General features: G+C 72.1%; 20 protein-coding genes and 1 riboswitch. Of the genes, 10 read left to right on the top strand and 10 right to left on the bottom strand.

Features of this window, described 5'->3' with window-relative positions; genetic code table 11:
• Positions 1-63: 63 nt before the first annotated feature.
• Entirely contained in the window at positions 64-1,194 is a 1,131-nt protein-coding gene (locus ACWD5D_RS12885; RefSeq protein ID WP_451372698.1) for an ATP-binding protein, read from the bottom strand.
• A gap of 133 nt (positions 1,195-1,327) precedes the next feature.
• On the opposite strand from ACWD5D_RS12885, the gene ACWD5D_RS12880 reads away from it, so the two are divergent.
• Together ACWD5D_RS12880 and ACWD5D_RS12875 are read left to right on the top strand one after the other, a co-directional pair.
• Positions 1,328-2,692, top strand: a complete 1,365-nt coding sequence (locus tag ACWD5D_RS12880; protein ID WP_451372697.1) for an SWIM zinc finger family protein — start codon at positions 1,328-1,330, stop codon at positions 2,690-2,692.
• Between the two features lie 95 nt (positions 2,693-2,787).
• On the top strand, positions 2,788-4,428 hold the full coding sequence (locus ACWD5D_RS12875) for a DUF5691 domain-containing protein (RefSeq protein WP_451372866.1): 1,641 nt from the start codon (positions 2,788-2,790) through the stop codon (positions 4,426-4,428).
• Here ACWD5D_RS12875 and ACWD5D_RS12870 read toward each other — a convergent pair.
• Positions 4,404-4,826 (bottom strand): cobalamin B12-binding domain-containing protein, encoded by a 423-nt coding sequence (locus ACWD5D_RS12870; protein WP_451372696.1) that lies wholly within the window; start codon positions 4,824-4,826, stop codon positions 4,404-4,406. The two genes, ACWD5D_RS12875 and ACWD5D_RS12870, sit on opposite strands and share 25 nt — an antisense overlap.
• 224 nt (positions 4,827-5,050) lie before the next feature.
• Here ACWD5D_RS12870 and ACWD5D_RS12865 point away from each other — a divergent pair, with 224 nt between their 5' ends.
• Positions 5,051-5,902 (top strand): esterase/lipase family protein, encoded by an 852-nt coding sequence (locus ACWD5D_RS12865; protein WP_451372695.1) that lies wholly within the window; start codon positions 5,051-5,053, stop codon positions 5,900-5,902.
• Between the two features lie 342 nt (positions 5,903-6,244).
• Positions 6,245-7,762, top strand: a complete 1,518-nt coding sequence (locus tag ACWD5D_RS12860) for a M23 family metallopeptidase (protein WP_451372694.1) — start codon at positions 6,245-6,247, stop codon at positions 7,760-7,762.
• A gap of 59 nt (positions 7,763-7,821) precedes the next feature.
• Here ACWD5D_RS12860 and pcrA read toward each other — a convergent pair whose 3' ends face one another.
• Positions 7,822-10,341 (bottom strand): DNA helicase PcrA, encoded by a 2,520-nt coding sequence (pcrA, locus tag ACWD5D_RS12855; protein ID WP_451372693.1) that lies wholly within the window; start codon positions 10,339-10,341, stop codon positions 7,822-7,824.
• A 300-nt stretch (positions 10,342-10,641) separates the two neighbouring features.
• Positions 10,642-10,798, top strand: a riboswitch (cyclic di-AMP (ydaO/yuaA leader).
• 8 nt (positions 10,799-10,806) lie between these two features.
• Here pcrA and ACWD5D_RS12850 point away from each other — a divergent pair.
• A complete protein-coding gene (locus ACWD5D_RS12850; RefSeq protein WP_451372692.1) occupies positions 10,807-12,021 on the top strand; it encodes an NlpC/P60 family protein in 1,215 nt (404 codons plus the stop codon).
• Between the two features lie 101 nt (positions 12,022-12,122).
• Positions 12,123-12,563: an SLAC1 family transporter gene (locus tag ACWD5D_RS12845; protein ID WP_451372691.1), complete on the top strand. Its 441-nt coding sequence runs from the start codon at positions 12,123-12,125 to the stop codon at positions 12,561-12,563.
• 91 nt (positions 12,564-12,654) lie between these two features.
• On the opposite strand, the gene ACWD5D_RS12840 is transcribed toward ACWD5D_RS12845, so the two are convergent.
• Positions 12,655-13,008: a hypothetical protein gene (locus ACWD5D_RS12840; RefSeq protein WP_451372690.1), complete on the bottom strand. Its 354-nt coding sequence runs from the start codon at positions 13,006-13,008 to the stop codon at positions 12,655-12,657.
• Between the two features lie 432 nt (positions 13,009-13,440).
• Here ACWD5D_RS12840 and ACWD5D_RS12835 point away from each other — a divergent pair, with 432 nt between their 5' ends.
• A complete protein-coding gene (locus tag ACWD5D_RS12835) occupies positions 13,441-14,511 on the top strand; it encodes an NlpC/P60 family protein (RefSeq protein WP_451372689.1) in 1,071 nt (356 codons plus the stop codon).
• Positions 14,512-14,548: 37 nt separating this feature from the next.
• Here ACWD5D_RS12835 and ACWD5D_RS12830 read toward each other — a convergent pair whose 3' ends face one another.
• Complete coding sequence (locus ACWD5D_RS12830) at positions 14,549-15,295, bottom strand: LuxR C-terminal-related transcriptional regulator (RefSeq protein ID WP_451372688.1); 747 nt, start codon at positions 15,293-15,295, stop codon at positions 14,549-14,551.
• Positions 15,292-16,584 carry an ATP-binding protein gene (locus ACWD5D_RS12825; protein WP_451372687.1) on the bottom strand — a complete coding sequence of 431 codons (1,293 nt, stop codon included), beginning with the start codon at positions 16,582-16,584 and terminating at the stop codon, positions 15,292-15,294. Before ACWD5D_RS12825 ends, ACWD5D_RS12830 begins: the two co-directional genes overlap by 4 nt.
• Before the next feature lie 220 nt (positions 16,585-16,804).
• On the opposite strand from ACWD5D_RS12825, the gene ACWD5D_RS12820 reads away from it, so the two are divergent.
• Both ACWD5D_RS12820 and ACWD5D_RS12815 read left to right on the top strand, forming a co-directional pair.
• Positions 16,805-18,196 (top strand): PspC domain-containing protein, encoded by a 1,392-nt coding sequence (locus ACWD5D_RS12820; RefSeq protein ID WP_451372686.1) that lies wholly within the window; start codon positions 16,805-16,807, stop codon positions 18,194-18,196.
• Positions 18,183-18,395: a hypothetical protein gene (locus ACWD5D_RS12815; RefSeq protein ID WP_451372685.1), complete on the top strand. Its 213-nt coding sequence runs from the start codon at positions 18,183-18,185 to the stop codon at positions 18,393-18,395. Before ACWD5D_RS12820 ends, ACWD5D_RS12815 begins: the two co-directional genes overlap by 14 nt.
• 63 nt (positions 18,396-18,458) lie before the next feature.
• Here the strand turns inward: ACWD5D_RS12815 and ACWD5D_RS12810 are convergent, their stop codons facing one another.
• The 4 genes from ACWD5D_RS12810 to guaA form a co-directional block, all read right to left on the bottom strand.
• Positions 18,459-18,986: a DoxX family protein gene (locus tag ACWD5D_RS12810; RefSeq protein WP_451372684.1), complete on the bottom strand. Its 528-nt coding sequence runs from the start codon at positions 18,984-18,986 to the stop codon at positions 18,459-18,461.
• Positions 18,987-19,129: 143 nt separating this feature from the next.
• Positions 19,130-20,416 (bottom strand): hypothetical protein, encoded by a 1,287-nt coding sequence (locus tag ACWD5D_RS12805; protein ID WP_451372683.1) that lies wholly within the window; start codon positions 20,414-20,416, stop codon positions 19,130-19,132.
• Between the two features lie 229 nt (positions 20,417-20,645).
• The gene (locus ACWD5D_RS12800) at positions 20,646-21,440 is read right to left on the bottom strand and encodes a class II aldolase/adducin family protein (RefSeq protein WP_451372682.1); all 795 of its coding nucleotides are present in this window, start codon (positions 21,438-21,440) and stop codon (positions 20,646-20,648) included.
• 229 nt (positions 21,441-21,669) lie between these two features.
• Positions 21,670-23,250 (bottom strand): glutamine-hydrolyzing GMP synthase, encoded by a 1,581-nt coding sequence (gene guaA, locus ACWD5D_RS12795; RefSeq protein ID WP_451372681.1) that lies wholly within the window; start codon positions 23,248-23,250, stop codon positions 21,670-21,672.
• A 297-nt stretch (positions 23,251-23,547) separates the two neighbouring features.
• On the opposite strand from guaA, the gene ACWD5D_RS12790 reads away from it, so the two are divergent.
• Positions 23,548-23,856, top strand: coding sequence for a chorismate mutase (locus tag ACWD5D_RS12790; RefSeq protein WP_451372680.1), 309 nt, complete (start codon positions 23,548-23,550; stop codon positions 23,854-23,856).
• Positions 23,857-24,356: the final 500 nt, after the last annotated feature.

Raw genomic sequence — 24,356 nt, 5'->3', positions numbered from 1 at the left:
CGGAGGCGTACGCCTCGCCCCTGAGAGGCTGCTCCCCGCTTCCCCGCGGGGACTCGTCGACGCTCACACGCTCACCTCCCGGCAGGCCCGGTAGAAGTCCGTCCAGCCGTCGCGCTCGCGGACGACGGTCTCCAGGTACTCCTGCCAGATGACGCGGTCGGCGGCCGGGTCGCGGACGACGGCGCCGAGGATGCCGGCGGCGACGTCCGCGGCGCGCAGCACTCCGTCGCCGAAGTGGGCGGCCAGGGCGAGGCCGTTGGTGACGACGGAGATCGCCTCGGCGGTGGACAGGGTGCCGCTCGGCGACTTCAGCTTGGTCCGGCCGTCCGCGGTGATGCCGTCGCGGAGCTCGCGGAAGACGGTGACGACGCGGCGGATCTCGTCCATGCCGTCGGGCGCGGCCGGCAGGTCCAGAGAGCGGCCGATCTGGTCGACGCGGCGTGTGACGATGTCGACCTCGGCTTCGGGGCTCTCCGGCAGCGGGAGCACCACGGTGTTGAAGCGGCGGCGCAGCGCGCTGGAGAGGTCGTTGACGCCGCGGTCGCGGTCGTTGGCGGTGGCGATGAGGTTGAAGCCGCGCACCGCCTGCACCTCCTGGCCCAGCTCGGGGATGGGCAGGGTCTTCTCGGACAGGATCGTGATCAGGGTGTCCTGGACGTCGGCCGGGATTCTGGTCAGTTCCTCCACACGGGCGGTCATGCCCTCGGACATGGCGCGCATGACGGGGCTGGGTACGAGGGCGTCGCGGCTGGGTCCGTGCGCGAGCAGCTGTGCGTAGTTCCAGCCGTAGCGGATGGCCTCCTCCGGGGTGCCCGCGGTGCCCTGCACCAGCAGGGTCGAGTCGCCGCTGACGGCGGCCGCGAGGTGCTCGGACACCCAGGTCTTGGCCGTGCCGGGCACGCCGAGCAGGAGCAGGGCGCGGTCGGTGGCGAGGGTGGTGACGGCGACCTCGACGATGCGGCGCGGGCCCACGTACTTGGGTGTGATCACCGTGCCGTCCGGCAGGGTGCCGCCGAGCAGGTACGTCGCCACCGCCCACGGCGACAGCTTCCAGCGGGCCGGGCGAGGGCGGTCGTCCTGGGCGGCGAGCGCGGCGAGTTCGGCCGCGAAGGCGTGCTCGGCGTGCGGTCGCAACGCTTGCGGTGCCTGGTTCGGGTTCGGTTCGGCGGTCGTCGGTTCCACGGCAACAGTCATGGCTGAGGCCCCCTCCAGCTCGGCCGGTTCGAGATCTGGCATCCACCGTGCACCACGCCACTGACAATCACTCTGACCTGCACGAACGCGCTCGTAAGGCCGATTGTCAGTGGGGGGATCTACCGTCGTTGGCATGACTCAGCAGGGGGTGCGCTGGAGTGCGGACCAGGTGCTGGCACTGGCACCTGACGCCGCGTCGCGCAAAGCGGGAAGCAAACTGGGCACGGCCGGGCCGTGGTCCGGGGCGGGCAGTCGCGCGGAGGGGACGGTGTGGGGACTGTGCAAGGGCAGTGGCAGCAAGCCGTACCAGACGGTGGTGGACCTCGCGGACGCGGCGGGGCCCGCGTACAAGTGCAGTTGTCCGAGCCGGAAGTTCCCGTGCAAGCACGCGCTCGGGCTGCTGCTGCTCTGGGCGGGCGGGGACGACGCGGTGCCCGAGGTGGCGGAGCCACCGGACTGGGCCGAGCAGTGGCTCGCCGGCAGACGCGAGCGGACGGAGAGCAAACGGTCGGAGGGCGGCGGGAGTTCACCGTCCGCCGCCGCAGACCCCGAGGCGGCGCGGCGCCGGGCGGAGCGGCGGGCCGAGCGGGTCACGGCGGGCGCGACGGAGCTGGAGCAGCGCCTGGCCGACCTGTTGCGTGGCGGCCTGGCCTCCGCCGAGCAGGCGGGATACGGCCTGTGGGAGGAGACGGCGGCCCGCATGGTCGACGCACAGGCCCCCGGTTTGGCCACGCGGGTGCGGGAGTTGGGGGCGATCCCGGCGTCCGGTCCGGGCTGGCCGGCCCGGCTCCTGGAGGAGTGCGCGCTGCTGCACCTGCTCGACCAGGGCTGGCTGCGGCGTGACGGGCTGCCTGACGCCCTCGCGGCGACGGTCCGCTCCCGGCTCGGCCTGCCCTCCTCGGCGGACGGCCCGCCGGTCCGCGACCGCTGGCTGGTGCTCGCCCAGTACGACACGGTGGACCCGAAACTGACGACCCGCCGCATCTGGCTGCACGGCACCGAGTCGGGCGAGACGCGGCTGCTCCTTTCCTACGGCGCGGCCGGGCGGGCGCCCGAGCTGTCCCTGCCGGCCGGTCTGGCCCTGGACGCGGACCTGTCCGTCTTCCCGGGCGCCGGTCAGCTACGGGCCGCGCTCGGCGAGCAGCACGCACCGCCCACGCCCACCGCGACGCGTCCGCCCGGCCTGACCACGGCCCAGGCGGCGGCCCGCTACGGCGAGGCTCTGCGCGAGGACCCGTGGCTGGACTCGGTCCCGGTCACCCTGGAAGCGGTCGTACCGCAGCCGGACGAGGAGCCCGACTCCTGGCAACTGGCCGACGGCACGGCGGATTCGGCGCTGCCTCTCACCCCGTCCGCCCGCTCGCGGCCGGGCCTGTGGCGCCTGGTCGCGCTCTCCGGCGGCGCCCCCGTCAGGGTCTTCGGCGAGTGCGGGCATCGCGGCTTCACCCCGCTCACCGCCTGGCCCCGGACCACGGGCGCCCCGATATCGCTGACCTGACCCACCAGCCCGCCCCGGCAACTCCGACGGAAGGGAACCTCGTGCACGGGACCCCGACAGCTCCGCCCCCCTCGACGGCCACGAACGAGCCCCGCCTGCCCGCCTCCTCGCTCTGGGAAGACCTGGTCACCACCGCCCTCCTCGGCACCGACAGGCGCCCCCCGGCCAGTGCCGCGACCGGGCGGGAAGCCCCGGTCGCCCTGCTGGACGCCGCCGCTGTCGCGGTCGTACGACGGCGGGCCGGGCTCCGTGCCGGGCGGGCGGCGCGGCGGCCGGAGCCGGCTCCGGAGGATCCGCGGCCGGCGCTGCCCGACGCGGCGGCACGCAGGCTGGCGTTGCTGCTGGCGGACCGGTCCGGTGGCGGCGGCAGGCGGGGCAGCTCGCCGGACCTCATGGAGCTGCTGCCGCAGTGGCTCGCGGCAGCCAACGCGCACGGCTACGCGGCTCCCCCTCAGGCCTTGCCGGCGCTGCTGGACGCCGCCCGGGGCCGCACGGACCTGCGGCCGGCGGCGCTGACGTTCGCAGGACCGCGTGCGCTGTGGCTGGCGAGGCTGAACACGGACTGGCGGTTCGCCCAGCGCTCGGCACCCGGCGGTGGCACGGCACTGCCGGACCCCGAGGACGCCCAGGCGGTCCAACGGTTGTGGCAGGAAGGGCTGTTCGCCGAGCGGGTCGCTCTGCTGGCCGCGCTGCGGGCCCGTACGCCTCCGCTCGCGCGCGAGCTGCTGGCCGCGACCTGGGCCACGGAGCGGGCGGAGGACCGGCTGATGTTCCTGGACTCGCTGCGCACGGGCCTGTCCGCCGAGGACGAGCCCTTCCTGGAGCAGGCGTTGGCCGACCGCAGCCGTAACGTCCGGGCCACGGCGGCCGAGTTGCTGTCCGCGCTGCCCAAGTCCGCGCTGGCCGGGCGGATGGCGGTGCGGGCCGGGGCGTGCGTCGCCGTCGACCGTACAGGGGACTTCCCCGCGATCGTCGTCGAAGCACCGCACGAATGCGACCCGGGCATGGAGCGGGACGGCGTCACGGCCAATCCGCCGGCGGGCCGCGGCGAACGGTCCTGGTGGCTGGGCCAGCTGGTGGAGGCGGCGCCGCTGACCACCTGGCCGGACCGGCTCGGCGGGCGCACGCCCGAGCAGATCGTGGATCTGCCGGTGGCGGACGGCTGGCAGAACGAGCTGCACGCGGCCTGGTGCCGGGCTGCGGTGCGGCAACGGGACACCGCGTGGTCGAGGGCGCTGCTCGGTTCACCGTCGGCGCCGGAGGCGGGCGGTCCCGGCGCGGTGTCCCTCGCCGAGCGGGCCAAGCTGCTGGCCACACTGGAGCCGGGCGAACGGGCGGCGTGGGTGGCCGGGTTCATCGCCACCCACGGCCTGTCGGAGGCCTTCCAGTTGCTCGGGGTGTGCGCGGTGCCCTGGACGGCCCCGCTGGGCCGAGCGGTCGTGGACGCCCTGAACATCGCGCGGGACGCGGGCAGTTATCCCTGGAGTTTCAGCGGCGTGCTGGGCCTGGCCGAGCGGTGCCTGGACCCGTCGGAGGCCGCCCGCCTCGACGGCCTGCTGGCGATACCCGACGAACGGGAGGACGCGTCACCCGGCGCGGGCGGCTACTGGGCGGAGGCCTTCCAGCGCCTCGTCACCACGCTGCGCCTGCGCGCGACGATGGCCGAGGAGCTGACCCCGCCCGACACCGGCGGCCCACGCCCGACCGACGCTCAGCCCCCGGACGCCGCCGGCTGACGCACGTTCTCGCGGACCCACTCCACGATCGACGCGGTCGTCGCCCCGGGCGTGAAGATCGCCGCGACGCCCTTCTCCTTCAGCGGCGGGATGTCCTCCTCCGGGATGATGCCGCCGCCGAAGACGAGGATGTCCGCCGCGTCGCGCTCCTTGAGGAGGTCGATGACGGCGGCGAAGAGGGTGTTGTGCGCGCCGGACAGGATGGACAGCCCGATCGCGTCGGCGTCCTCCTGGATGGCCGTGCCGACGATCTGTTCCGGGGTCTGGTGAAGCCCGGTGTAGATGACCTCCATGCCACCGTCGCGCAGGGCCCGCGCGATGACCTTGGCCCCGCGATCGTGGCCGTCGAGCCCCGGCTTGGCCACCACCACGCGGATCGGACCGGCTGCCACACCCATCACTGCCTCCATCAAGCGACCGCGGAAGCGAGTGCTCCCGCCGTACCGACAAGTACCGCACATATGGCACGTTCCGCCACCCGTCGGCAAGTGAACGAACGTTATCTCCAGCATCCATCAACCGGCGGTTTTACGGTGTGCGGCGAGGGGGAAATCACACGGTGGGACATGAGGGCACACAGGGGACGGAGCCGCCTCTCCGTGTGCCGACAGGAGGTCGGCCAATGAAGGTCACCGGGGTACTGCCACTCTTCCTCCCGATCTGCCGGCGCCTGTGGCCCGGCAGACTGGCCTCTCTGTACGTGACGCTCCTCAAGGCCACCGCGCTCGAGGCCGCGATCCTCGCCGGGCACCTGCTGCTCTATCCGACCGGTTTCACCCAGGAACGCCGTCCGGCCGCGCTCCCGGGCCGTGACGGCACCACACCGCTGCCCGTGGCGCCCGGCCCCCCGGTCGTTCTGCTGCACGGCTTCATCGACAACCGCTCGGTCTTCGTACTGCTGCGCCGCAGCCTCGTGCAGCACGGCCGCCAGCGGGTCGAGTCGCTCAACTACTCTCCGCTGACCTGCGACATACGCACCGCAGCCGAACTGCTGGGCCGGCACGTGGAGGAGATCTGCGAGCGCACCGGCAGCGACAGGATCGACATCGTGGGACACAGCCTCGGCGGCCTGATCGCGCGCTATTACGCACAGTGCCTCGGCGGCGACCTGCGGATACGCACCCTGGTCACGCTGGGCACCCCGCACTCCGGGACCCGGGCGGTACCGCTGGCCAGCGCCCACCCGATCGTGCGGCAGATGCGCCCCGGTTCGGAGGTCCTGGAGGAACTGGCCCTGCCCGCTCCCGGCTGCCGTACGCGGTTCGTCAGCTTCTGGAGCGACCTGGACTCCGTGATGGACCCGCTGGAGGCGGCCTGCATCGACCATCCCGACCTGGACGCCCAGAACGTCCGGGTGTCCGGCATCGGACACCTCGCGCTGCCCGTGCACCCCGCCGTCGCGGCCGGGATACGCGAGGCCCTCGACGCCCCGCACCCCGACGATCTGCTCACCGGTGGTCTGACGGTGGCGTGAGGGGCGACGGGCGCCGGACCCACGGGCACCGGATGCCGACTTGAGAGTCACCCGGTGCCTGCGTGACAGTCGCGGATACCCGCCGAGGACCGGTCAATCGATGCCGCCCGACAGCCCGCCGACGGCTCACCGACCCCCCGCAGGCACCCGTCCGGCACTCGCCCGACGTCGAACATTCATCGAACACAAGGGCAAACTCGCGTCCACCACCCCCCGAAACACGGTCGAATGCCCGTTTCCGGTCCACGCGAAACCGGCCGAAGATTGTCGCGCCCGCGTACCGCCGGGTACAGTCACCGCACTGCTCTGGCAGCCCCTGTTGTCGAGGCGAAAGAGAAGTTGGTGAACGACCGTCACCCGTCGGGGACCATGACCACCCCGGGTCCGGCTTCCGACGCCTCCTCCGCGCACTACGCGTCGTACGGAGCGCAGGAAGCCCACTACGACGACCTCACCACGTACGGCGGTTACGACGCCGGCGGTCCCGCGGCGGGCACGAACGGCACCGGATCCTTCGACACCGACCCGCTCTTCGGCGGCTTCCCGGGCGAAGCGCAGACCACCGGCTCCTACGACACCACGCAGTGGCAGACCGGCACCGCCCAGCACCACGCCGCCTACGACCCGTACGCGGCCCAGCACCATGCCGCCTACGACTCGGGCGTGTACGACGCCACCGCCTGGACGGTGCCCGCGCAGCCCACGGGGAACGACATCAGCGGCCAGTGGGACGCGAGCGCCTGGCTCCAGCCCGAGCAGGCCCCCGCCGTGGACCCGGCCCAGCAGTGGTACTGGGACGCCCAGTCCGTCGACACGGGCGCGTACGACGCCACGCAGTGGAACTCCGACAGCACGGCCGTCGAGCACGAGCAACTTGCCGAACCGTTCGACCAGTCGGCCACGGCCACGTTCGAGCAGGTCGGCGACCCGCACGCGACCGGCGCCTTCGAGCACACCCCCTACGAGGACGCTTCTTACGAGAACGCTTCCTACGAGGACTTCGCCGAGCCGGCCCTGGAAGAGGACGAGTTGGGCGCCACGGGCGAGACGCTCGCCGTTCCCGACCTGCTCGACGACCAGGAAGAGGCCGCTCCGGAGCGGTCCGCGGGCTCGCGCAGCGCCTCGCGCTCCCGGCGCCGTACGCCTGCCAAGCGCTCCGCGCTGCTGACCATCGCGGTGCCCTCGGCCTGCGTGATGGGGGTCGCCGGGATCGCCGCCGCCTCCGTCGGCCACCTGACCGACGACGGCAAGGACACCAACGCCACCGCCTCGGACGCACAGCCGGTCAAGCCGTCCGTCGCCAACAGCAAGCTGGACACCCAGCTCGAGAAGGTCTCCGCGGGCGCCGACGACTTCGCCGACCGGGCCAGCCGGACGCAGGAGCGCATCGACCTCAGGACGCAGCAGGCGCTGGAGAAGAAGAAGGCCGCCGCGGAGGCCGCGCTCAAGGAGCGGCTGCGCCCCAAGTTCGCGCTTCCGGTCCTGCAGCGCGGGCTCAGCGCCTACTTCGGGCAGGCGGGTGTGAACTGGATGTCCGTGCACACGGGCATCGACTTCCCCGTCTCGTACGGCACCACCGTGTTGTCCGCGACCGACGGCGTCGTCTCCACGAAGTGGAACAGCGCCTACGGCAACATGATGATCGTGACGGCCAAGGACGGCACGGAGACCTGGTACTGCCACCTCTCCAGCTACCGCGTCGCCGCCGGTACGGTCGTCAAGGCCGGCGAGCCGGTCGCCTACTCCGGCAACTCGGGCAACTCCACCGGTCCGCACCTGCACTTCGAGGTACGACCGGCGGGCGGAGCAGCCGTGGACCCGCTGCCGTGGCTGCGCAGCCACGGTCTGGACCCGACCTGAGCAACTGACGACGCGAGCCCCCGCCTCACCCGGCGGGGGCTCACGTCGTTCGGCTGTCCCTACAGCTTTTCCACCGGCGCGTACCGCAGCAGCAGCCGCTTCGGCTTGCCGTCCCCGAAGTCGATCGTGGCCTGGGCCTTGTCGTCCGTGCCGGCCACCGCGACGACCGTGCCGAGCCCGAACTGGTCGTGGGTGACCCGGTCGCCGACGGCCAGGGAGGCCACCGGCTTCTCGGAGGCGCGCCGGGTGGCGAACCCGGACGCGCCCGCCGCCGACGAGCGCGAGCGGGACGAGGAGAGCGACGCGGCGATCCCGGAGGTCGGACCGGAGGACTTGGTCGCGGGCGCCCCGGTCCGCTTCCACGCGACGTGGGCCGGCGGGATCTCCTCCAGGAAGCGGGAGGGCGGGTTGTACGACGGCTGGCCCCAGGCGCTGCGCATCGTCGACCGCGTGAGGTAGAGCCGCTCCCGCGCGCGCGTGATGCCGACGTACGCCAGGCGCCGCTCCTCCTCCAGCTCCTTGGTCTGGCCGAGGGCGCGCATGTGCGGGAAGACGCCGTCCTCCATGCCGGTCAGGAAGACGACCGGGAACTCCAGGCCCTTGGCGGTGTGCAGGGTCATCAGCGTGATGACACCGGAGCCGTCCTCGTCCTCGTCGGGGATCTGGTCGGAGTCGGCGACCAGGGCGACCTTCTCCAGGAAGTCGGCCAGCGTGCCCTGCTCCCCCTCCTCGCGCTCCTGCTCGAACTCCAGGGCCACGGCGGCGAGTTCCTGGAGGTTCTCGATGCGGGTCTCGTCCTGCGGGTCGGTGGAGGCCTGAAGTTCGGCGAGATAGCCGGTGCGTTCGAGGACGGCCTCCAGGACGGTCGCCGGTCCGGCGCCGGACTCCACGATCGTCCGCAGGTCCTCCATCAGCGTGTTGAACCGCTTGACCGCGTTGGTGGAGCGCGCGGCCATGCCGTATGCCTCGTCCACTCGCTTCAGCGCCTGCGGGAAGCTGATCTTCTCGCGCTGGGAGAGGGCGTCGATCATCGCCTCCGCGCGCTCGCCGATGCCCCGCTTGGGGACGTTGAGGATGCGGCGCAGCGGCACCGAGTCCTCGGGGTTGGCGAGGACGCGCAGGTAGGCCAGGACGTCCCGGACCTCCTTGCGCTCGTAGAAGCGGACGCCGCCGACGACCTTGTAGGGCAGGCCGACGCGGATGAAGACCTCTTCGAAGACACGGGACTGGGCGTTGGTGCGGTAGAAGACGGCGACGTCGCCGGACTTGGCCTCGCCCGCGTCCGTGAGGCGGTCTATCTCGTCGGCGACGAACTGGGCCTCGTCGTGCTCGGTGTCGGCGACGTAGCCGACGATCCCCGCGCCCTGGCCGGCGTTGGTCCACAGGTTCTTCGGGCGGCGGGACTCGTTGCGCTCGATGACCGCGTTGGCGGCGGACAGGATGGTCTGCGTGGAGCGGTAGTTCTGCTCCAGCAGGATCGTCGTCGCGTTCGGGTAGTCCTCCTCGAACTGGAGGATGTTGCGGATGGTCGCGCCCCGGAAGGCGTAGATCGACTGGTCCGCGTCACCCACGACGCACAGTTCGGCGGGCGGGAGGTCGTACTCGTTCGGAGGGGCTTCGGAGGCGCGGTCGCCCGTGCCGACCAGCTCGCGCACCAGGGCGTACTGGGCGTGGTTGGTGTCCTGGTACTCGTCGACCAGGACGTGCCGGAAGCGGCGGCGGTAGTGCTCGGCGACGTCCGGGAAGGCGCGCAGCAGGTTGACCGTCGTCATGATCAGGTCGTCGAAGTCGAGCGCGTTGGCCTCGCGCAGCCGCGACTGGTAGAGCGCGTAGGCCTGGGCGAGGGTCTTCTCGAAGCCGTCGGTCGCCTGGGCGCCGAAGTCCTCCTCGTCGATCAGCTCGTTCTTGAGGTTGCTGATCTTGGCGCTGAAGGACTTGGGCGGGAAGCGCTTGGGGTCGAGGTCCAGGTCGCGGCAGACCAGGGCCATCAGACGCTTGCTGTCGGCGGCGTCGTAGATCGAGAAGGACGAGGTGAAGCCGAGCTTCTTCGACTCACGGCGCAGGATGCGGACGCACGCGCTGTGGAAGGTCATGACCCACATCGCGTTCGCGCGCGGGCCGACGAGCTGCTCGACGCGCTCCTTCATCTCGCCCGCGGCCTTGTTGGTGAAGGTGATCGCGAGGATCTGGCCCGGGTGCACGTTCCGTTCGGCGAGCAGGTGGGCGATGCGGTGGGTCAGCACACGGGTCTTGCCGGAGCCGGCGCCGGCGACGATGAGCAGCGGGGAGCCGGCGTGGACGACCGCGGCGCGCTGGTTCTCGTTGAGCCCCTCCAGAAGTGCCGCCGCGTCGAGGGCGGGCCGGGGGGCGCCGTCGCGGTAGTACCCTCCCCCACTCTCGGCTCCGCTCGAGCGGGGGGACCCCCACCGGTCCGGCGGCACGTCGAACTTCCCGCCGAACAGATCGTCCGGAAGCGGCTCCGGAGCATGATCGTCCTCGGGCGGCGGCGGGGGTTCCCCCTCATGCCCGCGAGGGGTCTGGAGGTCCGCCAGGAAGCTGTCGTCAAAGAGGCTGCTCATCGCTCTCCGAGTCTAGGGCGCCGCACCGACAACAAGTCGCCGCATCGGGAACATGGCCGCTTCGGCAGACAGTTGATCTTCCCGGTCCCGGTGCGGTCCTCCGGGGCTCGGGCGGCCGCCAAGTCCTCACCCAGCGGAATCACCTCGTGACTCGGGAGCGTTCCCACGACAAGGTCACGAAAATGTATCGGACATATGGTGCACCAACCTTCACACGAGTCACACGAGTTGGCTAGGTTGCCCGTCGGGCCGCACGCCCGTTTCCGGCGAACGTCGCCGGGTCGCGCGGCCTCCGCCGAGTCCATCGCGTCGCTGCACGGCGCACGGAGCCGGGGACCCACCGTTCCCTGGGGTGAATCGGCCCACGTTCCACCCGGGACGAGAGCCGTAGGGCAAGCCTTCCGAACCACCCGCCCGAACCCGACAGCTAACCCGGTAGGCGGCACACGGAAGGAGTCGCCTCCCTTGGCGTCGCACCGCAAGCCGCGTCCCGCGGGCACACTCGGAGCGGGTCTCCGCACCCCCATGCTCGCCACCGCCGCCCTCACCTCAGTGGCCGTGTTGTCCCAGCCGGCCGGCGCCGCCCCCTCTGCCGGCGGGAAGCCGAGCGTGGAGGAGGTCGAGAAGAAGGTCGACGACCTCTACCGCCAGGCGGAGTCCGCGACCGAGAAGTACAACGCCGCCAAGGAGCGGGCCGGTAACCAGCGCAAGCGCGTCGACACCCTGCGCGACGACGTCGCCCAGCGCACCGACCGGCTGAACCAGGCGCGCGAAAAGCTGGGCACGTTCGCCGCCGCCCAGTACCGGACCGGTGCCGCCGCGCCCGAGACCGCCACCTTCCTGCTCGCCAACGACCCGCAGGACTACTTCGACCAGAGCCAGCTGATGAACCGGCTGACGTCACGGCAGAAGATCGCGGTCGACGACTTCGTCACCGAGCAGTCCGCGACCATGAAGAAGCGCCGGGAGGCCGCCCAGAGCCTCCAGACCCTCTCCGAGTCGCAGCAGGAGCTGCAGACGGCCAAGGCCACCGTGCAGAAGAAGCTCGCCTCCGCGCGCGATCTGCTGTCCAAGCTGACGGCCGAGGAGAAGGCACGGCTCGCGGCGATCGAGCGGCAGAAGCAGGAGGAGGCCGCACACAAGGCGGCGGAGCTGGCGAAGAAGCAGGCGGCGCAGGAGGAGGCCGCGCGCAAGGCGGCGGCGCAGGAGAAGGCGCAGCAGGACAGCAGCTCGTCGACGTCGGGCGGTTCGTCGAGCTCCGGCGGCTCGTCCACGTCGGGCGGTTCGACGTCCGGTGGTTCGACGTCCACCGGGACGTCCACCTCCAAGGCCGACAAGGCGCTCGCCTTCGCCCGTGCCCAGATCGGGAAGCCCTACGTGTGGGGCGCGACCGGCCCCGGCTCGTACGACTGCTCCGGCCTGACCCAGGCCTCCTGGAAGGCCGCCGGCGTGAGCCTGCCGCGCACCACCTACGACCAGGTCAACGCGGGCACCACGGTCTCCCTCTCCAACGCGCAGCCCGGAGACCTGATCTTCTTCTACGACGACCTCAGCCACGTCGGCATCTACATAGGCAACGGCATGATGATCCACGCCCCCAAGCCCGGCGAGTACGTCCGCGAGGAGTCGATCTACTACGCCGGCGGATCGATCATCCACAGCGTGGTGCGTCCGGCCTGACCGCGCGCTACTTGGCTTCGCTCCAGGTCCTTCTCGGGCTCCACGCGCGCGTGGAGCCCGCACAGGGCACGCGCGCGTAGCCACGCTCTACCATCGGGCGCATGATCGGCGTCTCGGCTCTGCGCGCGTGGTGGACGGAGTGTCCGCCGGCGACGGGGGCCGCCGTGATGGCGACCGGAATCGTGTCGGTCGGCCTGCACCTGGCGGGCGCCGGGACGCCGTCCCTGATCGTCCTGGTGCCGGCCTGCGTCGCCTGGGTGGCGCCGGCCGCCGCCTTCGTCGTACGGCTGGTGCGGCATCGGCGGCGCTGGGCGGCCGAGGCACGGAGCCTGGGCGCGCTCACCGCCGTCGCGTTGCTCGCACTCGACCTGGCCTGGTGCGTCGTCCTGGTGGTGACCGAGGTGACGCACCCGCGGCTGCGCTACGACCTGCGGCGGTGGGCGACGGTCTTCCCGCTCGGAGTGACCGCGGCGGCCACCCTGTCGGTCGCGGACGCCCTGGGCATCGACTGGTTGAAGGGCCCGGGGCGGGTGCTGGTGTGAGTGTCGGTCGCCGCGTGGCTCGCGGCGGCGGCCGGCGCGGTGCTGTCGGCGCGCTCCGGGACCGGCGGAGAGGGGACGGGGGCGCCCGGCGTCACGTCCACAGCACGGCGATGAAGATGTTCGCCATGGTCAGCGCGCCGACCAGGCCGAACACGTTCTTGTCGACCTTCTCCTCGTCGCGCTTCACGTAGACCAGTCCGAGGATCACGATCAGCAGGGCCAGCTTCACGCCGATCTTGACGGTGTTGACGTGGTGGTGGTCGGCCTCGTTGAGCCCGACCAGGACCACGCCGGTGGCCAGCATGGTGAACGCGCCGTGCAGCATTCCCGGGACGAAGCGGGCCGTTCCCCGGCCCATCGCCTTCATCTGGGTGAGAAAACCGCCGAGCAGCGCGGCGATGCCGATGATGTGCAGGCCGACGAAGAGATGGATGAGTACGCCCATGACACCGGAGCCTAATCAGGGACCCGGGAGCCACTTGCCACCGGGCCCGGGTCACCGCAGGAGGCCCTTGCATATATGCGGCCCATAGCACCCCGCGCCTTCCCCATGTCCCGCATTTCCCGCATCGGTCATCACGCCGCGTGAAGACGACGCCTCCGCCCCTGCAATCCGTTCACATACGGTCATGCCGCGGCCCGTCGGAGCCAGTTCCGTACACCGCGTTACCAGCCCGTCACAGTCGGGCCTAGCGTCCTCCCTCAGGTGACCGGCTCTCCACCGCCGCCCGGGCCAGGGGCGGCCGTCGGCCACCACCGCCGAGGAAGGTCCGGCGGCGGCCCGCTCCCCCCTGTGCGGGCGGCCGCCGGACGTACCCACCGCTCGGTCGTACGCGTCCTCGGCCGTACGAGTCCCACGGAAGGACGTGACGGCCAGGTGGCAGCGCACCGAAAGTCCCGACAGCGCTCGCTCGGCGGCAACACGGCCCGCACGGCCGCCACCCTCGCTCTGGCGGGCGCGGCCACCGCGACGGCCTTCGACGGGACGGGACACGCCGCGCCGCAGCTGACGCCGGCGCAGGTGAAGGCCAAGGTGGACAAGTTGTACCAGGAGGCGGAGGGCGCCACGGAGAAGTACAACGGCGCCAGGGAGAAGGCGGAGGCGAGCCAACAGCGGCTCAACGCGCTGCGGGACGAGGCCGCCCGCAAGCAGGTCGGGCTCAACGCGGCCCGGGAGGCGCTGGGTTCGTTCGCGGCGGCGCAGTACCGGGACGGCGGGTTCGCCCCCGCCTGGCAGCTCGCGCTGTCCGACGACCCCGACAAGTACCTGGACGGCGCCGCGTTCGCGCAGCGGGCCGGCGAGCGGCAGGCCGGCACGGTGGCCCGGGTCCGCGAACAGCTGCGGGAGATCGAGCAGTTACGCGGCGCCGCCCGTGTCGAGCTCACATCGCTCACCTCGCGGCAGGCGGAGCTGAAGCGGCGGAAGAAGGACGTCACCGAGAAGCTGGCCCAGGCGCGCAGGCTGCTGGACCGGCTCACTCCGCGCGAGCGGACCGAGGTCACCGGCGACGGTACGGGCACCGTAGCGGGCCATGCGTCACGCGCGGCCTCGGACACCCGGGATCCGCTGGAGCAGGCCCAGGCCGTCACGGCACCCACTTCCCGGGCCGCGGCGGCCGTCGACTACGCCTACCAGAAGCTCGGCAGCCCCTATGTGTGGGGCGCGACCGGCCCGACCGCCTTCGACTGCTCCGGCCTGGTCCAGGCCGCGTACCGCTCCGCCGGCATCTCCCTGCCCCGCACCACCTACGCCCAGATCAACGCGGGCCGGCGCGTCTCCCGCTCCCAACTCCAACCCGGCGACCTGGTGTTCTTCTACTCCGGCGTCAGCCACGTCGGCATCTACATCGGCAACGGCCGGATGATCCACGCCCCGAACCCCTCGGCACCGGTCCGCGTGGCCCCGATCGACGAGATGCCGTTCGCCGGAGCGACGCGGGTGGCCTGAGTCCGGCCCCCGTAAGGGGCCGGACTCACGCCAGAGGTCAGACCAGCCGCCGCGCCGTCGCCCACCGGGTCAGCTCATGGCGGTTGGACAACTGGAGCTTGCGCAGGACCGCCGAGACATGGGACTCGACCGTCTTGACGGAGATGAACAGCTGCTTGGCGATCTCCTTGTAGGCGTAGCCCCGGGCGATCAGACGCAGCACCTCGCGCTCGCGCTGGGTGAGGCGGTCCAGGTCCTCGTCGACCGGCGGAGCGTCGGTGGAGGCGAAGGCGTCCAGGACGAACCCGGCCAGGCGCGGGGAGAAGACCGCGTCGCCCTCCTGGACACGGAAGATCGAGTCGACCAGGTCGGTGCCGGTGATGGTCTTGGTGACATAGCCGCGGGCGCCGCCCCGGATCACCCCGATCACGTCCTCCGCCGCGTCCGACACGGACAGCGCGAGGAAGCGCACGGGCTGCTCGGCATCCGCCATCAACGGCGCGCACCGCCGCAGGACTTCCACTCCGCCGCCGCCGGGCAGGTGGACGTCGAGGAGGACCACCTCGGGGCGGGTCGCGGTGATGACCGTGACCGCCTGGTCGACGTCGGCGGCCTCGCCGACCACCTCGACGCCGGTCTCGGCGGTCTGCCCGATCTCGGCCTGGACGCCGGTACGGAACATCCGGTGGTCGTCGACGAGCACCACTCGTACGTGCCGCCCGCCCGGACCGCCGTCGGCGCCGTTTCCGGGCCCGGCCGCCTCCGCCGCCCCCGCCGTGCCGTTCGCCTCGGTCGCGTCGCTCATGACGTCTTCTCCGCCCTCTCCATCTCCAGCTCGACCTCCGTGCCGCCGCCCGGCACCGACCGCAGCCGGGCCGTTCCGCCGTGGCGTTCCATGCGGCCGATGATCGATTCTCTGACGCCCATGCGGTCGGCGGGTATCGAGTCGAGGTCGAAGCCGGGGCCGCGGTCGCGGACGGACACGAAGACCGTCCCTCCCTCGACTTCGGCGTAGACCTGTACGGCACCGCCGTCGCCACCGTACTTGGCGGCGTTCACCATCGCCTCGCGCGCGGCCTGCATCTGCGCCCCGGTCCTCTCGTCCAGCCCGCAGTCGCCGACCACGACGACCTCGATGGGCACGCCGTGCTTGTCCTCGACCTCGGCGGCGTTGCGTCTGACCGCCTCCGCGACCGTGTCCGGCTCGTCGGCCTCGTCCTTGCCGGTGCCCTCGGGCTTGTACAGCCAGGTGCGCAGGTCGCGTTCCTGGGCGCGGGCCAGGCGGCGGACCTCGGCCGCGTTGTCGGCGTTGCGCTGGATCAGGGTGAGGGTGTGCAGCACGGAGTCGTGGACGTGGGCCGCGACCTCGGCGCGCTCCTGGGCGCGGATGCGCATCAGGCGTTCCTCGGACAGGTCCTGGGTCACGCGGACGAGGTAGGGACCGGCGAGCAGGGTGATGCCGACGAGGACGACGATCGCGGCCTGCAGGACCGCGCCGAGGTGGGCTGCCGAGCCCTGCATGACGAAGATGGCCGAGACACCGGCGGTGACCAGCAGGACGCCGACGCCCGCCCGCAGCAGGGTGAGGGTGCGCCGGCGGCTGCCGACCTCGACCCAGCGGGCCCGCCGGGCGTTGTCCGCCTGACGCCAGACCAGGGCGACACCGGCCGCGACCAGGACGGCGGGCAGGAGATAGGCCTTCGCCTGGCTGGTCACGTTGACGTTGCCCACGAAGACCAGGGACACGATGACCATGAGGAGCAGGGCGACGATCTGCCCCTTGTCCGGCTTGCGGGCCACCAGTCTGCGGCGGCCGTCCGGCGAGGTCTCGGTGCCGACGAGGGAGGGCGGCTTGTGGTCGCCGACGCCGCCGACGCCGAGCGGGACGAAGAACCAGAACGCGGCGTACAGCAGCGCGCCGAGGCCGTTGGCCATGGACAGGCCGACGAAGGCGAGCCGCACCCACACCACGGGCAGCCCGAGATGCCCGGCGAGGCCCCGCGCCACTCCGCCGAGCCAGCGGCCGTCACCGCTGCGGTAGAGCTTGCGCGGCGGCCGCGGGTCGTCGAGTGGCGGTGCTGCGGCTTCCGGCATGCCATCGATGGTCACATGCCCGCGGGGGCGGAGCATCAGGGTCCGGCCCCTAGACGCCCCTGATCTTCGAGCGGGTTCCCCGGATCCGTGCGCGGCCTGTCCGCAGCGGGGTCCCTTGCCGGGTTCGAACACCTCCCCCTCCCGTCTCGGGGCCGATATCAGGGTTCGCCCAGGGTCGTCCCGACTGCCGTCGCGGTCGGCGGCCCGTCACCATGGACGCATGACGGATCACGAGCACGCCGCGACGGGTCCGGGACCCGGCTCCGGCCCGCGCCCGGCCCCGGGCACCGGACCGACGGATGCCGCGCCCGCCGCGACAGCCGAGGCCCCGCCCCGCTTCCGGCGCGACCGCCGACACAAGATGATCGCGGGTGTGTGCGCCGGGCTGGGGCGGCACACCGACATGGACCCGGTGATCTACCGGATCACCCTGGCCGTGCTGGCCGCGACCGGCGGCATCGGCCTGATCTTCTACGGCTTCGCCTGGCTCCTCGTGCCGTACGAGGACGAGGAGGAGAACGAGGTCCGCAAGCTGCTGACGGGCCGGGTGGACGGACAGGCCCTGGCCGCCGTGCTGTTCGCGCTGGTCGGCTGCGGGGTCATCCTGACCACACTGCGCAACGGCGGGGTGCTGGCCTTCGCCGTCGTCCTCTCCCTGCTGCTGGCGGGCGCCGGGTACTGGTCCAGACGCCGGGGCGCTCCCGATCCCGATCCACTGTCCGCGCAGGCCGCCGCCGACGCCCCGCCGGAGGCCCAGGCACCGCCGATCACCATCACCTACCCCTCCTGGTGGCGGGACCCCATCGTCAAGGACGGCACTCACGTCGGCGGCACCGGATATCTCTGGGGGCCGGGCGACACCCGCGGCCAGGACCTCGCCCCGGACCTGGACATCAGGATCGACACCCCCTGGACCGCCCACGGGCCCATACGCACCCCGAGGACCGACACTCCAAGACCGCGCGGCCCGCACTGGATCGGCGGCTGGGTGTTCCTGTTCGCCCTGCTGGCGGGCGGTCTGGGCACGGGCCTGACCTGGGACACGCGTCCGCTCGGCACCAGCCTGCAGATCGGTCTGGCCTGCGCGCTCGCGGTGTTCGGGCTGGGGATCGCGCTCAGCGCGTTCCTCGGGCGCACAGGGACCGGCTCGGTGTTCCTCGCACTTGTCACGGCGGCGCTGCTCGTCGGCGCCGCGGTCCTGCCGAAGGACATCACGTCGCACTGGAAGGAGACGTCCTGGAAGCCCGTCGCCGCCTCGGACGTCCGCTCCGCCTACGACCTCGGCACCGGCGTCGGCACTCTGGACCTGACCGGGGTGCACCCCGCCAAGGGACAGACGGTGGCCACACGTGCCGACGTGGGCGCGGGCCGGCTGAGAGTGATCGTGCCGGCGGACGCGACCGTGCGGCTGAGCATCGACGTGGGCGTGGGTGACATCCGGTTGCCCGGCGACAATCTCAGGAAGGACGTGGACGTGCAGCCCGGCAGGCACAAGGACGTGACCCTGACACCGGCCAAGAGCAGCAAGGAGACCGGCACGGGCACGGGCACGCTGAAGATCGCGCTCGAGGTGGGCGTCGGACAGGTGGAGGTCAGCCGTGCTGCGTCATGAGTTCCAGCCCGGGAAGCTGGTCGCCGGACTCTCCCTGACCGCTGCGGCCACCCTGTACGCCGGGGACGCGCGGGGCCTGTGGGAGATCCCGTGGTTCGTGGCGATACCGGTGGTCATGGGCGGCCTGTGTCTGGCCGGCATCGCGGCGGGGGTGGCTCGGGGCGTACGGCGCAGACGACGCGGCGCCGCGGAAGGCTAGGCCCTGGCGCCGGCCGGCCGCCCGACCGGGGGCGGTCGGCCGGGGACGGTCGGCCGGGGACGGTCAGTAGCCGCCCGACCATCGCCGTCGCCGGGAGCGCAGCAACGCGTCGAGGGAGAGGTAGGAGGTGCCCGCGAGGACGAGGGGCAGCCAGGCCATCAGATAGGCGAGGTCATTGCCGAAGTAGTAGGGGGTGGAGGACCAGCTGACAGTGAGCCACAGGCTGAGGGAGATCAGCGCGCCGCCGAAGGCCGCCAGCCGGCCGAACAGTCCGACGAGGACGCCGATGCCGACGGCCAGCTCGCCGAAGGCCATGGCGTAGCCGAAGCCGACCGGGTTCCTCAGGGCCAGGTCGACCAGAGCGGGGATGGCGGACGAGCCACGGACCGAGTGCATCGTCTCCCCGATCGAGCCTGCGCCGCCGGACTTCATGAAGGCGCTGTCGGTGAGCTTGTCCAGGCCGGCGTAGATGAAGGTGACACCGAGGAAGACGCGCAGCGGAAGGAGGGCATAATGCGTGGCGGTCTCCCGCCAGTCGCGGTCACGGTTCAAATGGGTGGTGTGCGCGTCGGTTCGGATACTCTGAGTCATCATTGCTCGCCGCCTCTCGCCCGCCGTGCCGAGTCCCCTACTCGACGATACGTATGACGCGAGGGGACAGTTCAATCCTCTCTCGGATATTTTTCCGGATTCCGGCTCACTCACGTGGAGCAGCGGCTCGGTCGTCCGGGGTGTCAGTCCGCGACCTCTACCGGGTACCGGTTGGTGGCCGCCCCGGCTGCCGTCACCACCTGGACCTCCACCGGGCCCGGCTCCACCTCGGCCGGGACGGGGACGGTCAGGACGGTGTCGGTGGGGTTGCGGAAGCCGCCGGTGACGGGGACGAGCGGGACCTGGACGTCGACGGCGCCGATGCGGACGACCATGCGGGCGAGGCGGTCGGCGCTCTGCGCGCCGGGCGGGACGAAGCCGATGCCGCGGATCTCGATGTCGTCGCCGGTGCGGATCGGCCCGTCCAGGTCGCCGGGCTCGCGGGCGCGGACCACGGAGAGGATCACCGGGCGGCCGCCCTCGGCGTACTTGCCGGCCAGGTAGGTCGCGGCGGAGATCAGCACCACGACCGCGAGCCCCCAGGGCAGGTCGGGCAGCTGATCGGGTCGGCGGGCCAGCCGGACGGCGGCGAACAGCAGGGCGACGGCGCTGACGACGACGTACTGGACGTCGGCGAAGGCGCCCCGGCCGGAGTCGTCGGTCAGCAGGTCGGCGGCGCGCGGGCGGTGGGCCGGTACCTTCTGCAGCCGCTGCCCGGTGACGCGCAGCCCCACCACCCGGCGGACCAGGACGGCGATGCCGCACACCACGGCGAGGACGGTCACCATGCCCGCCCCGCGCGCGAGGTCGAGGCCGGCGAGCAGCGCGTCGCGGTCGGCGGGGTCGGAGGAGGCGGCCAGGCGGCCGGCCAGCAGAAGGATCGCGTAGACGACGAACAGCACCCAACAGGCGGCCACCGTGCGCGAGGTGGACATCCGGTTGTCCTCGCCGACCACCGGGGCGAGCGCCCCGCCGCGCGCCCGGTGGAACCAGGAAGCGGCGGTCAGCGTGCCCGCGACCACGACCGCGGCGGCCAGCCCGGCCGTGCGCGCGCTGCTCCAGCCCGCGCCGATCGCGGTGACCGCCTCGGCGAGCAGCAGCGCGGCGACCGCGCCCCACACCGCGTACGCCGTCCACCGCCACAGCCCCGACAGCCACGCCTCGCCCTCGGTGCGGCCGCGCTCGGCGACGGCCTGCGCACGCTGGGCCAGTTCGGCGGAGACCCACTGCCGGGACGCCGAGGGCGAGTGCGCCACGGCCGCGGGCAGCCCCTGTCCGGCCGCGAACTCGTCGCGCCGGCGCAGGAACGCGGCGACGGCCCGCCGGTGTCCCTCGCGGGCTCCGTGCGGGCAGTCCCCGCAGACGCAGCCGCCCCCGTGGGGCGGCTCGGCATCGCCTGCCGCGCCCTGCCTCGCCTCCTGCACCGCCACGCCCGACGCCTTCCTTCCCCATGCCCCAAGAAACGGCCGAAGTCACTCACCGTGCACACTCCGGCCCTACAACTCCCCAGTATTGACTGCGAATTGTGCCCTACACGGGCCCGTTGGATTCGGTCGGTCCGGGGCGTGGCGGATGAAGCGCGGTTCGCCGCGTTGACCCGGCTGCGCGAGATGGGCGAGCTGCACCGCGACGGGGTGCTCACGGACAAGGAGTTCGAGGTCAGCTGAGCAGATCCGGTTCGCTGCGGCTGATGTCCTGCCACAGCGGCTGGTGGTTGATCCAGGCCACCAGGTCGCCGCCGAGCTGTTCACGGGTGGCGACGGCCTGCTTGTGGTCGATGAGGATCGGGCGGCCCGCGGCCCTGGCCAGCAGCTGCACCTGGCAGCACCGGTCCAGGGACAGGAACCACCAGGCCGCCGCGTCCACCGAGTCCCCGACGGTGAGCAGTCCGTGGTTGCGCAGCACGAGCGCCTTGCGGGAGCCGAGGGCGCCGGCGATACGGCGGCCTTCCTCGGCGTCGACGGTGACGCCGGTGTAGGCGTCGTACAGGGCGAGGTCCTCGTAGAAGGCGCAGCTCTCCTGGGTGATGGGGTCGACCAGGTCACCGAGCGCGGCGAGGGCGCGGCCGTGCACCGAGTGGCAGTGGGCGACGGCGACGACGTCCGGGCGGGCCGCGTGCACCTGGGCGTGCACGGTGAAGGCGGCCTGGTTGACGTGGTAGCGGCCCTCGACGACCTGGCCGTCCTGATTGACGAGGACCAGGTCGCTGACGGTGACGTGCTTGAACGGCATCCCGAACGGGTTGACCCAGAAGCAGTCGCTGAACTCCGGATCGCGCGCGGTGATGTGCCCGGACACCCCGTCCTCGAGTCCGGCGCGCCCGAAGATCCGCAGCGCGCCCGCGAGCCGCTCCTTGCGGTGCCGGCGTTCGTCCTCGGCCGAGTCGTACATCGGCGGCATGGCGAACCGCAGCTGGTCGGTGGGCAGCGGCAGGGGCGGGGTGGGCCCGTGCATAGGTCCTCCAGCGTCGGGTGGTGCGTACGGCCGGAAGTTACCGCCGGTCAGCGCAAAAGGGCAGTGTCGTGCTGTGAAGAAGACGTACGGGGAGCAAACACGGCACAGGACGGCGGGGGCTGGGCCGGGCCAGGTACGGGAAAGAGGTGGAACCGCCGTAGCCGTTCCACCTCTTTCACACCGAGTCGACGGAGGTCGTCTCAGGCGCGCCTGAGCCCCGTGCGGGGGCTCACTCCCACTCGATGGTGCCCGGGGGCTTCGAGGTCACGTCGAGGACGACGCGGTTGACGTCCCGGACCTCGTTGGTGATCCGGGTCGAGATGCGGCCGAGGACGTCGTACGGCAGCCGCGACCAGTCGGCGGTCATGGCGTCCTCGGAGGAGACCGGGCGCAGGACGATCGGGTGGCCGTAGGTGCGGCCGTCGCCCTGGACGCCCACGCTGCGGACGTCGGCGAGCAGGACCACCGGGCACTGCCAGATCTCGCGGTCGAGGCCGGCCGCGGTCAGCTCCTCGCGGGCGATGGCATCGGCGTCGCGCAGCAGGTCCAGGCGGTCCTTGGTGACCTCGCCGACGATACGGATGCCGAGGCCGGGGCCGGGGAACGGCTGGCGCTGGACGATCTCCTCGGGCAGGCCGAGCTCCTGGCCGACCATGCGGACCTCGTCCTTGAACAGCTTGCGCAGCGGCTCGATGAGCTGGAACTCGAGGTCCTCGGGCAGGCCGCCGACGTTGTGGTGCGACTTGATGTTGGCGGTGCCGGTGCCGCCGCCGGACTCGACGACGTCCGGGTACAGGGTGCCCTGGACCAGGAACTCCACGGCCGGGCCCTCGTCGGCGATGATTTCGGCCTGGGCCTGCTCGAAGACGCGGATGAACTCGCGGCCGATGATCTTCCGCTTCTCCTCGGGCTCGCTGACGCCCTTGAGCGCGGTCAGGAAGCGCTCCTCGGCGTCCACGACGACCAGCTTGACGCCGGTCGCGGCCACGAAGTCCTTCTCGACCTGCTCGGTCTCGCCCTTGCGCATCAGGCCGTGGTCGACGTAGACGCAGGTCAGCTGGTCGCCGATGGCCTTCGCGACGAGGGCGGCGGCGACGGCGGAGTCCACGCCGCCGGACAGGCCGCAGATGGCGCGCTTGTCGCCGACCTGCTCGCGGATCGCGGTGACCTGCTCCTCGATCACGTTGCCGGTGGTCCAGTTCGGCTGGAGGCCGGCGCCGCGGTAGAGGAAGTGCTCCATGACCTGCTGGCCGTGCGTGGAGTGCATGACCTCGGGGTGGTACTGGACGCCGTAGAGCTTCTTCTCGTCGTTCTCGAAGGCGGCCACGGGCACGAGGTCCGTGGACGCGGTGACGGTGAAGCCCTCGGGGGCGGCGGAGCAGGCGTCGCCGTGCGACATCCACACGTGCTGCTCGGCGGGCGTGCCCTCGAAGAGGGTGGAGGAGCTCCGGGAGACGTGCAGGTCGGTACGGCCGTACTCGCGGGCGCCGTTGTTGTCGACGGTGCCGCCGAGGACCTGCGCCATCAGCTGGAAGCCGTAGCACATGCCGAAGACGGGGACGCCGGCCTCGAAGAGCGCGCGGTCGAGGCGGGGGGCGCCTTCCTCGTAGACCGAGGAGGGGCCTCCGGAGAGGATGATCGCCGCGGGGTTCTTGGCGAGCATCTCGGTGACCGGCATGGTGCTGGGCACGATCTCGCTGTAGACCCGCGCCTCGCGGACGCGACGGGCGATGAGCTGGGCGTACTGCGCGCCGAAGTCGACGACCAGGACGGTGTCGGGGGTGGCGGCAGCGGGAGTCGCTGATGACACGGGGTGCCTTCCGGCGGTTTGGGCGGGGGTCTGTGTTTCCGATTCTAACGGGGGTGCCGGGCCGGACGGCTCCCTCGGTCGCGACGGCGCCATGGCATACTGGCCTTGTGCTGAAGCAGACGACCTTCCTCTTTACCTATGGCATCCGGCCCGCCGGCTGCCATGGTCGTGCTGCTTGAGCAAACGCCAAGCGACTTCCCAGGCGCCCCGGGCCGACAAGGCCCGGGGCGCCTGTCGTTTTCCGGGGTCTGTCGGTCCGGGGCATCCGCCACCACCCTCACGAGGAGCCCCGACACCATGAGCACCGCGACCACCGCAGGGCCGGAGCAGATCACCACAGGGCCGGAACAGGCCGCCCCAGGGCCGGAACAGACCATCGCCGACGCCCGTGAGCGCATCGACACGCTCGACGACCGGATCATCGGCCTCATCCAGGAGCGGATGGCCGTGTCCGCCGTCGTCCAGCAGACCCGTATCGCCTCCGGCGGACGGCGGGTGAACCTCTCGCGCGAGATGGAGATCCTCGGCCGCTACCGGGACGCCCTGGGCAAGCCGGGCACCGCCCTCGCCATGACCCTGCTGGAGCTCTGCCGGGGTCGCATCTGAGTTCGAGCGCGCCCTCACCCGTACGGCGCGTGACCGGCCCACGCACCGCTTCGTTGAGTCGGTTGTCCGTGCCAGCCAGGGGCGGGCCCGACAGAACCACGCGTGGCTCGCTGGAGCGATGAGGCGTACGGGTCGTGCCGTACGCCGTGGGACCTCGCTCCAGCAAGTGACCGGACGGCAGGGGACAGCAGCCCGGTCACCCAAGAGAGGTCGGCTCCGGGGACGCCCGGGGCCGGCCGGCGGAAAACTGCACAACGCACAGCGCCGGGCCAGACGGTCGCGGATGCCCACAAGCGTCCCGCACGATGCGCAGAAGCCCCCAAGTCCCCGCGCAGACAACGGCATCGTCCCGTACCGCCCACCCGCCAGAGGCCGGGGCCGAAGAGCGGGCGGCGCACCCCCCGGCGCCGCTCCCGGGCACCGGCGCCGCCATGACGCCGGTGCTGACGAGAAGAAGGGCCCCACGGTCTCGAGTCCGCGGGGCCCTTCGTCACGCCCAC

The sequence above is a fragment of the Streptomyces sp. NPDC002520 genome, assembly GCF_053595235.1.
The sequence above is the reverse complement of the archived record's forward strand: the minus strand, read 5'-3'. Positions and strand labels throughout refer to the sequence as shown.

Excerpts from the sequence above, each read along its gene's own strand:
- ACWD5D_RS12810 (WP_451372684.1), bottom strand. The coding sequence starts at position 18,986 with ATGACTCAGAGTATCCGAACCGACGCGCACACCACCCATTTGAACCGT.
- ACWD5D_RS12870 (WP_451372696.1), bottom strand. The coding sequence starts at position 4,826 with ATGGGTGTGGCAGCCGGTCCGATCCGCGTGGTGGTGGCCAAGCCGGGG.
- ACWD5D_RS12885 (WP_451372698.1), bottom strand. The coding sequence starts at position 1,194 with ATGACTGTTGCCGTGGAACCGACGACCGCCGAACCGAACCCGAACCAG.
- ACWD5D_RS12825 (WP_451372687.1), bottom strand. The coding sequence starts at position 16,584 with ATGCCGGAAGCCGCAGCACCGCCACTCGACGACCCGCGGCCGCCGCGC.
- ACWD5D_RS12880 (WP_451372697.1), top strand. The coding sequence starts at position 1,328 with ATGACTCAGCAGGGGGTGCGCTGGAGTGCGGACCAGGTGCTGGCACTG.
- ACWD5D_RS12840 (WP_451372690.1), bottom strand. The coding sequence starts at position 13,008 with ATGGGCGTACTCATCCATCTCTTCGTCGGCCTGCACATCATCGGCATC.
- ACWD5D_RS12800 (WP_451372682.1), bottom strand. The coding sequence starts at position 21,440 with ATGCACGGGCCCACCCCGCCCCTGCCGCTGCCCACCGACCAGCTGCGG.
- ACWD5D_RS12830 (WP_451372688.1), bottom strand. The coding sequence starts at position 15,295 with ATGAGCGACGCGACCGAGGCGAACGGCACGGCGGGGGCGGCGGAGGCG.
- ACWD5D_RS12845 (WP_451372691.1), top strand. The coding sequence starts at position 12,123 with ATGATCGGCGTCTCGGCTCTGCGCGCGTGGTGGACGGAGTGTCCGCCG.
- ACWD5D_RS12865 (WP_451372695.1), top strand. The coding sequence starts at position 5,051 with ATGAAGGTCACCGGGGTACTGCCACTCTTCCTCCCGATCTGCCGGCGC.
- pcrA (WP_451372693.1), bottom strand. The coding sequence starts at position 10,341 with ATGAGCAGCCTCTTTGACGACAGCTTCCTGGCGGACCTCCAGACCCCT.
- ACWD5D_RS12790 (WP_451372680.1), top strand. The coding sequence starts at position 23,548 with ATGAGCACCGCGACCACCGCAGGGCCGGAGCAGATCACCACAGGGCCG.
- ACWD5D_RS12820 (WP_451372686.1), top strand. The coding sequence starts at position 16,805 with ATGACGGATCACGAGCACGCCGCGACGGGTCCGGGACCCGGCTCCGGC.